Source organism: Aquidulcibacter paucihalophilus (genome assembly GCF_002105465.1).
Classification (GTDB): domain Bacteria; phylum Pseudomonadota; class Alphaproteobacteria; order Caulobacterales; family Aquidulcibacteraceae; genus Aquidulcibacter; species Aquidulcibacter paucihalophilus.
Genome location: NZ_NCSQ01000136.1, coordinates 1 through 8,711 on the forward strand (window position 1 = coordinate 1; position 8,711 = coordinate 8,711).

The 8,711-nt window shown below is 50.1% G+C and carries 8 protein-coding genes; 7 read left to right on the forward strand and 1 reads right to left on the reverse strand.

The window, feature by feature from the left end:
• Positions 1-104: 104 nt before the first annotated feature.
• On the reverse strand, positions 105-1,046 hold the full coding sequence (locus tag B7364_RS08695; protein ID WP_085339610.1) for a glycosyltransferase: 942 nt from the start codon (positions 1,044-1,046) through the stop codon (positions 105-107).
• A 256-nt stretch (positions 1,047-1,302) separates the two neighbouring features.
• Here B7364_RS08695 and B7364_RS08700 point away from each other — a divergent pair, with 256 nt between their 5' ends.
• From B7364_RS08700 to B7364_RS08725, 7 genes are all read left to right on the forward strand, one after another.
• On the forward strand, positions 1,303-3,066 hold the full coding sequence (locus B7364_RS08700; RefSeq protein ID WP_085339611.1) for a DUF1800 domain-containing protein: 1,764 nt from the start codon (positions 1,303-1,305) through the stop codon (positions 3,064-3,066).
• A 10-nt stretch (positions 3,067-3,076) separates the two neighbouring features.
• Positions 3,077-4,645: a DUF1501 domain-containing protein gene (locus B7364_RS08705; RefSeq protein ID WP_085339612.1), complete on the forward strand. Its 1,569-nt coding sequence runs from the start codon at positions 3,077-3,079 to the stop codon at positions 4,643-4,645.
• A 165-nt stretch (positions 4,646-4,810) separates the two neighbouring features.
• Positions 4,811-4,951 (forward strand): lasso RiPP family leader peptide-containing protein, encoded by a 141-nt coding sequence (locus B7364_RS17710; protein WP_106407593.1) that lies wholly within the window; start codon positions 4,811-4,813, stop codon positions 4,949-4,951.
• A 78-nt stretch (positions 4,952-5,029) separates the two neighbouring features.
• Positions 5,030-5,314, forward strand: a complete 285-nt coding sequence (locus B7364_RS08710; protein ID WP_157893612.1) for a PqqD family protein — start codon at positions 5,030-5,032, stop codon at positions 5,312-5,314.
• A 4-nt stretch (positions 5,315-5,318) separates the two neighbouring features.
• Complete coding sequence (locus tag B7364_RS08715; protein ID WP_085339614.1) at positions 5,319-5,714, forward strand: lasso peptide biosynthesis B2 protein; 396 nt, start codon at positions 5,319-5,321, stop codon at positions 5,712-5,714.
• A 2-nt stretch (positions 5,715-5,716) separates the two neighbouring features.
• The gene (locus B7364_RS08720) at positions 5,717-7,651 is read left to right on the forward strand and encodes an asparagine synthase-related protein (protein WP_085339615.1); all 1,935 of its coding nucleotides are present in this window, start codon (positions 5,717-5,719) and stop codon (positions 7,649-7,651) included.
• Between the two features lie 4 nt (positions 7,652-7,655).
• Positions 7,656-8,570 (forward strand): hypothetical protein, encoded by a 915-nt coding sequence (locus B7364_RS08725; protein ID WP_085339616.1) that lies wholly within the window; start codon positions 7,656-7,658, stop codon positions 8,568-8,570.
• Positions 8,571-8,711: the final 141 nt, after the last annotated feature.

Consider the following 8,711-nt stretch of genomic DNA (forward strand, 5'->3'; position numbering starts at 1 on the left):
GACTTCAAAGCTCAATCCAAATACACCCGCGGCGACTCCGCTTCCTACTACAACTCATACTCCAAATATTATTCTTCTTAGATAGAGGCGCTGATATAGAAGGACTATTTTCTATGGCTTGGCAGAGTTCGGCCAAGTTGAAAGAGGGCGGCGGTGACGGACGGTCCAAAGAGGCCCGCCATCTTACTGCCGATCCGGTATTTAGAATTGAGCGTGCCGCCTAGTCGCAGAACCTGATCTTCGGCCTGCTTAAAGGCAGCGTCGCCACAGCGGAGAAGGCTATTGGCCGCGGAACTATAGACTTCAAGCAGCGCTTCTTGTTCGTTATTACTTAGGGGGCCGTTCGCCTGCCAAAGCGTTTCAATCTGCCGAATATTGGTGAGAACATCACGCCAGAACTTCACCGGATTGCTGCGCGACAAGCTCTGATCCGCAATTCGGTAATAGGCCCCAATTTTTGGGACATGTGCGAATTTTGCGCCAGCCAATGCGGCATCAAATAGAAAGCGGGCATCCTGGATGATCGGAAGGTCTGTGCGAAAGCCACCAATCTTGTCGACCACCCACCGCCGATACAGGACAGCCGCGGGCGGTGCCCAGAAACTTGTCGCACAGGCGACTTCGGCACCAGCTCGATGCAAGCGCGCCCAATCTGTGGACCTTTGACTCAGATTCCCATGGGCAATTTGCCCATCATTGGTGAAATCAGCCCAATCGGTGACAACAACATCTGCACCACTCTCTTCAGCGCAAGCCAACCTGTCAGCCCATGTATCCGGCGCTAACAAGTCATCGGAGTCGATGAATTGAACCCAGTCATCTTGGATCAAGCCAATTCCCTTATTGCGTGTCCCCGACACACCTTGATTAGGTCCGGTAAGGATTTGTGCGCGATCTTCAAAGGTCTTGAGGACTTCCAACGTCTGATCGGGCGACCCATCGTCCAAAGCGATCACATGCGACGAGATACCCTGATTAAGGACAGAGTTAAGTGTAGCCTCAATAGTATTGGCGCATTTGAAACAGGGTATGATTGTGGTGATCACAGAGAGATCCTGGCTTACGTGGGAGCTAAAAGGAAGAAATCAACCTGACGCATACCAGAGCAAACATAAGGATGAAACACTGCCATGTTCTGGAGACAGATAAGTTAATACGTTCTGTATTGAAACGCTAAACATCAAAAAATTCCGGAATATCCGACTTAACCATGCTCATTTCCGATACCTAAATTCAATCCGACTACAATCGACCCCAACAAATGTACTGGCCAAAAAGCTAGCATGCCTTGGGGAGTGAGTTTTGAAGAACGGCAACCGTATAAAGACGAGCATTGCTTCGGCCGCCCTCCTCCTCGCTGCAGGTTGCGGTACGGATTCGGCACCACTCGCCGACTCAGCCTCCCTCGGCACTTCGGCTGTTGGCGCACCTGCTCCTTCAGCCGTATCGGCTTCAGCAACAAGCTTATCTGCCATTGATGCCAGCGGTGCCGCCCGCTTCTTAAACCAAGCCACGTTTGGACCAACCGCAGATTCTATCGCTGCCCTAACAGGTTCAAGTTATGAGGCTTGGATTGATGCGCAGCTCAAAATGCCCCGTGGTCAGACTGCGGTAGCTTATCTGGAAAGCCCAACTCGCAATCCAAAGCGAGACGAACGTGTCGAGTATTTTTACTCCTACTTCTGGCGCGAGGCAGTGACCGCTCCAGACCAATTGCGTCAGCGCGCAACTTTTTCGTTGTCTCAGATATTTGTGGTCTCATTTGCAAGTCCTCGTGTCACACCTCGAGGTATGGCTTCATACTACGACATGCTCAATCGAAACGCCTTCGGCAACTACCGGACGCTACTTGAGGATGTTGCTTTGCACCCAATGATGGGCCTCTATCTTTCGCACTTGGGTAACCAGAAGGAGAATGTTGCTACAGGTCAAAACCCGGATCAGAATTTTGCCCGCGAAATTTTACAATTGATGTCCATTGGGCTGTTTCAGCTAAATCTAGATGGAACGATTAAACTTGATGCAAAAGGTGATCCGATTCCGACCTATGGTCAGGATGATATCATAGGTCTGTCGAAAGTGTTCACCGGCTTCAGTTGGCAAAACCCAAAGCCGTCTTTGAGTAGCTTTCTGGGAAACGAACAGACGATAAACTCACGCTTTGGACCATCTTGGGTAAGCCCGATGATCCCGTATCCGAGTTTTCACTCGACATCAGAGAAAAAGTTTCTCGGAGTTACAATTCCCGCATCCAGCCAGCCTGACGCTAGTGGTGATCTTAGGATAGCTTTGGATGCGATCTTCAATCACCCCAACGTGGCACCCTTCATCAGCCGCCAGTACATCCAGCGTTTGGTCACCTCGAATCCCAGCCCTGACTATGTCCGACGCGTCGCCCAAGTTTTCAATGATAACGGACAAGGTGTGCGCGGGGATTTAGCGGCGGTGATTAGAGCTGTTTTGCTCGATCGTGAAGCACGTAATCCGCCTTCTGATACAGATCGTTCCTTTGGTAAGTTACGTGAGCCTATCTTGCGCTATACCAATGCTATGCGCGCGTTCCGCGCGACTTCCCAGTCGGGCCTCTGGATGATGACATCGACAAGCTCGTCTTTGGCACTGGCACAGGCACCGCTTGCCGCACCTTCTGTATTTAACTTCTACCGTCCGAACTATGCCCCCAGCAACACTGCCATTGCGAAGCAGGGCATGGCCGCGCCGGAGTTTCAAATTGCAGACGAAATCACTGTTGCCAGTTATGTCAATCAGATTCGCACTCTCATCGAGCAGGGTGCAGGGACCAATTTTGATATCCGTTTAGACCTAAGAAGCTATGCGAGCATCGCTCACAACCCTGCAGCACTCGCAGAGAGCATGAACTTTGTCCTGTTGAATGGACGAATGTCACCAAAGCTGCGGCAACGGATTATTCAGACTGTGACAGACTCTTGGATGCCGACATCGGCTAACGCGCGCGCTTCCGACATTGAGCAAGCTAGAATGAACAGGGCCCGAATTGCCGTGTTCTTAACCATGATATCGCCCGAATACCTCATTCAGCGCTGAAGGTCTTATAATGAGCAATCAATCACATACACGCCGCCACTTCCTAAGAGCTGCCGGTGCCGTTTCCTTGGCCGCGCCAGCATCAGTCGGATTTGGCTTACAGCTGGCCGCCTTTAGTTCTGCGACAAGTCAGTCAGCAGCAGCGGGCTATCGCGCTTTGGTCTGCGTCAATCTGGGGGGCGGAAGCGACAGTAACAATATGTTGTTGGCAACCGACTCGGATTCTTGGAGGCGCTATTGGCTCGCTCGGAACACTGGAAATCAACCCATTGCACTGATGCCTCCCGGTACAATTCAAACACGCTTGGGTCAGACAGCAGGCTTGACTGGTCGCCAAGTAGGAATTGGTAGCCCAGAGCGTTGGGGGGGGGTCCTTCCCCTGCAAACCAAGACGCAGCAGATCATTCCAGCTGGCACGAATTCTTCCGGGCGGACCTTTGCTGTTCACCCGATGATGGCCCCACTTCTCCCTCTGTATCAAGCTGGGAGAATAGCGATGGTCGCAAATGTTGGCCCTCTTACTGAACCTATCACGAAGGCTCAATATCTGGCTAAAGCCCGCCGGGTACCTCAAAGGCTCTTCTCGCACAATGACCAGGAAACGACCTGGCAGGCAGGCCCCCCGAACTTAGTACAAACAGGCTGGGGTGGACGTTTTGGTGACTTACTGGCCTCCGGAAATGGGAAATCCGCCGCGTTCACTGCAATGTCTACGTCAGGGAACTCTGTTTTCCTGACTGGATCATCTGTGATGCAGTATCAGATATCAACAAACGGCACACCAGCCGTAATCGTCGACGGCACGGACCCAACCCGCCAATGGCGACTGATCGGATCGGCAATGGTGCCGCAACAAATCTTGGAAATTACTCAAGAGCTCGGAAGCACCGCAATGATGCAGAACGATTATAATGCCATCATGGCCCGTTCTGCAAATGCCGGCTTCAGACTGAATGCTACAACTGCGCTTCCCGCAGTGCGCAACGTCCCTGCGCCACCACCTTATATCAATCCGGTGACTGGCGCGGTCGAGGTGAATTCCCTTGCGGTTCAGTTACAAGCAGTTGCTCGCATGATTGCGGCAGCGCCATCCCTTGGCCTAAAGCGCCAAGTCTTCCACGTGTCAATGGCAGGCCACGACACACACGACAATCAGAGCGCTAGCCAAGCCAACAATCTGAGCAAATTGGCGCACGCGATGGCGGCTTTTGACGCGACACTCGCCAATTTGGGTGGGGTCGATATGCGCTCTGCCGTGACGACGTTCACCACGTCGGAATTCTCCCGCACCTTCAACATCAATGGCGACGGTACGGACCATGCGTGGGGTGGTCACCATATAGTAATGGGCGGGGCAGTCCGTGGCGGGGATATTTATGGCCAATATCCCACTTTGGGCGTGGATATTGGTGGGTTTAACAATCCAGATATGGTCCAAGGCTCAATGATTCCTACAACTTCCGTGGACCAGTATGCAGCGACACTTGGATCATGGTTTGGCGTGTCAAATACGGACCTGCAGACCATTTTCCCCAATTTGAATAACTTTTCGAAACCTAACTTAGGTTTTATGGTGTAAAGCCAAAGAGAGCAACTTATGATTACTTGAATTCAAAGGGTATCATTGGTTAACAAACAGGTCTATTTAATTGTAAAATTTAGACTTTTTTTTGCTAAAACAGTATTGACTTGACTCTGAGTATTCGGGTAATGGTAACGGGCTTAACAGCACGGAGTAAAGTCTATGAAAATGCAATATGAAGCACCAGTTCTTGAAGAAGTTGGTTCGTTCGAAGCCGTTACCTTGGCTACCGGCAATCAAAACCAAACCGACGCCGGCTTTCCACAGCCCGGCGTGCCAATCAATCAATTGACTTTCTCGTAAGTTTTCTTACGAAGTTCAATTAGAGCTTTATGAGCGTCTCTGCATTAGTGTAGAGACGCTCATTATTTGGAGGGACCCGTGGCTGATAGTTTTGAGTGGATGAAGTCGCAAAATGTCGTTTCCTGCCAGATGGATGGTTCTGAGGCTTTGTTAAACACGGAGACGGGTCATTATTACCTACTTAATTCAGTTGGCGCTCTGGTGTGGTCTGAATTGGATAATCGCAAGTCGTTCGATAAATTGGTCGATTTAGTCACGAACGCATACGAAGTTAGCCGGGAGGAGTGCGCTAAAGACTTGGGGGCGTTACTTGGCTCGATGAAATCGAAAGGTCTAGTGCAGGCCTCGCAAGTACAAGGATAGCTTTATGAGACTGACCTTAGCGACTGCGGCAATGCTGGTTCGGGCCATTTGGTTGGTGGCAATTGTGCGTCTAGGACTAACATTTTTTGGCTATAATCGAGTTATCAAATTTTTGAAGGTACGGCCGGTTCGCCAGTCTATATTGTCAATTGGGCGAATTCTGAAGTGCGTGCGCTGGGCCAGTAATGTGATCCCCAAAGCGTCTTGTCTTACTCAAAGTATTGCGGGAAAACACTTGCTTATGTGCCGCGGCCACAGCGCTGAAATACGGGTTGGTGTGGCAAAGGATGCGAATAAGGGTTTGATAGCACATGCTTGGCTCGTCAAAGATGGTGAAGTCATTTTTGGCGCAACCAAAAAAGAGCTCGAAAAATATATACCACTCGCGGATTTTGGCTGATTATGTGTATTTTTGCTGGTGCTTTTGGGGCACCTCTACTGCCAGAAACAATCGACTACGAAAATCTAATTGTCGAATTCACTCTTCGTTCAACTGACTGCTTATCTGTCACTCACTGGGACAGTGGTTCGCTCTTTTCAGGTTTGCGTTCGCAGCTCCCACAAAAGGAAGCGTCCGAGACGCCAACGCCAAGTACAGGGATGGCAGTGGCTTTTAGCGGATTTCTGGCTAACAAACTGGAGCTCGAGGAAGAGCTTGGGCTTGAACGTGAAATTACTACCTACGGCACATTGATCGCTCGCGCCTACCAGGTTTGGGGGCAGGACCTGGTCTCTCACCTAGAAGGCCGATTTGCATTCATCCTCTGGGACGAAAACGCGATGATTGGCATCGCTGCGCGCGATCACTTTGGTCAAACTCCCCTCTATTATTCATCTCAAAAGGATCGACTTTATTTCGGGGCCGATGTGCGCATGTTATTGGCATTTAATGCCGTTCAGCCAGTGGTAAACCAAAAGAGTGTCCAACGCTATTTGGCAAAACTACCACCAGCATACGGCGAAACCTATTTCCAAGAGGTTAGGAGCCTGCCTGCGGGCCATTTACTAATCTGGCAGCATGGTGAAGTCCGACTCTCGCGATACTGGACGACCCCAGTTGACTTGAATTACACGGAAATGCCCTTTCCCCAGCAGGTTTCACACTTCAACCGCCTGTTTGCCAAAGCAATTAAGCCCGCGTTCTCAGCAAGTCGTGCACCTGTCTTCTTCATGAGTGGCGGGCTTGATTCCTCGTCTATAACGGCAACAGCCCGCCGCCTTTTTGATGTCCCAAAGATACAAGCAGTGTCAATGATCCTAAGCGAGGATCAGCGAATGAACGAACAAGGAGATCAACGAGCTGTTTCAGGGATGGGCGGCATTGATGTGTTAGAGATCGATGGCTCAAAACTAGACTATTTGGGTAGTCTCGATCAAATTCTTTATGAGCAAGCTGGCCCTACTCTTGCGGCAGGGCTAGGGCTTAGCATCCATTCTCACTTAGCGGCAGAGAGCCTTGGTGCAGATTCCGTTTTCGACGGTCACGGTGGAGACGAAACGGTCTCCTATGGGTATGGCCGCCTATTTGAGCTGCAGCGGGACAAACTCTGGTTGACTTTTTTCTACGAGTTGTTTCGAGCTGACACCAACTCTGCCTTAATTCATCTTTATAATTTTTTGACTTCTAAACCGCCGCTTTCCTATATTAGAAAAGCAACGATGCTGGCCTTCCCAAGCCGGGAAATCCATCCATTCGAGAAATCTGGACCTCATTTTCTTGCACGGGATATTGAGCTGAGTCCTGATGCCCCCGATCCATACTATACCACTCCACCTCATCCGGAGCGGATTGAGCAAACAAACCACATCTCAGCCATAGCAGATCCGCTGCAATCATTTGCATTCGAAACTTTGAACAATGTGGCAAGCCGACGACAATATCAGATGCATTATCCGTTGTGGGATAAAGATCTGGTAGAATTTTGCCTTTCCCTCCCGGCGGCCTCCAAGCGACGGCATGGCTATGATCGTTTCATTCTGCGCGAAGCGATGCGGGGCATTCTGGCCGAGCAAGTTAGAACTAAACGTAGAAAATGTGACTTCAGTGGAGTTGCGCTCAATTCGTTGCGGCGAGACAGCCAAGAAGAAGTAGACTCACTTTTTCAAAGCCGATTAAGTCAATATTCTGATCTCATCGATCTAGAAAAGTCGGCTTATGTTTATAGTAAATACAAGACGGCGGACACAGGTGTATCTAATGGCTTTCTCAGCCAGTCGATTTGGAAGTTAACATCCCTTACAAGATGGATAGAAGACCCGATGAGTAAAGCCTACAAACCAGCGCTGCCAAAAGTCCGACCTCGCATCTTACAATCGTTCCTAAAGCGGCAGTCATAAGACGATGTATAACTACTATGCTTTTGGGTTGAATATCCAAACTGACCTTCGAGTAAACGGCTTAGAACAAGCTGTCGAAAACCAAATGAATTCTGACCTGCGGGTACGCCTTCACAAGCCCGAAAATTTTGTGGAACCTCTAGAGCTTCACTTCGGCGACAAGAACCCGTTGCAAAGCTTGTTTTGGCCTGAGATTGCGCGCTTCGACATTGATGCTGAAGGCACTATCGATATCTATCCCTGTACGGGCATCGCTGAACAGATTCTAAATCTACCGCTCTATGGGACGGTGATTTCAACTTTCCTTCATATGAAGGGGCGATATGTTCTGCATGCAAATGCCGTAAAGATCGGCCAGCATTATGTGGCATTGGCGGGTGACAAGGGTGCCGGCAAATCGACGACCAGCGCTGCAGCTGTTTTGCAGGGGTGCGATTTGGTTTCTGACGATGTCGTCGCCCTCGATCTAACTTCGGCGAGGCCGCAAGTGATGCCTGGTATCCCAATAATGAAGTTGTTCCCTGACATCGCAGAGAAGCTAGCAGCAGCACAGGTAGAATTTCTGCCGCTACCGGACACAGAATTCCCGAAGAGATTGGTAAAGGTTGGTGGTGTGCCCGCTGATGCACGCCCAGAGCTGGATACGCTCATCTTCCTAAGCGAGGGGGAGTCTCTGCAGTTGCACCCAATCCCTGCACCACGCGCTCTACAATCCGTGATTAAGTTTTCACATATGGTCCGATTGAGCGATTATGGTTGGTCGAAACAAGAGCGCGCTGCCTTCTTCACAGACAGCGCCAAGTTGGCCAATTCAGTACCAAATTACCAGCTGGAGGTGCCAAGAGATTTGAACCGCCTGGCAGATCTGATTGAATTTATTGATAGACGGCTCACAGATTCATTAGAAAGTTTAGTCTAGGTTGTAATGTTAGATCCATTAGTTTCCCGGGTCCATAAGAAATTCAGCCAAAAGAACAAACTTCAATATCCTGCGAAGAACTGAGTAGCTGACTACCTAGGCTGTACCCATTCGCCGAGGGCCACATACCGGTGAGGTATG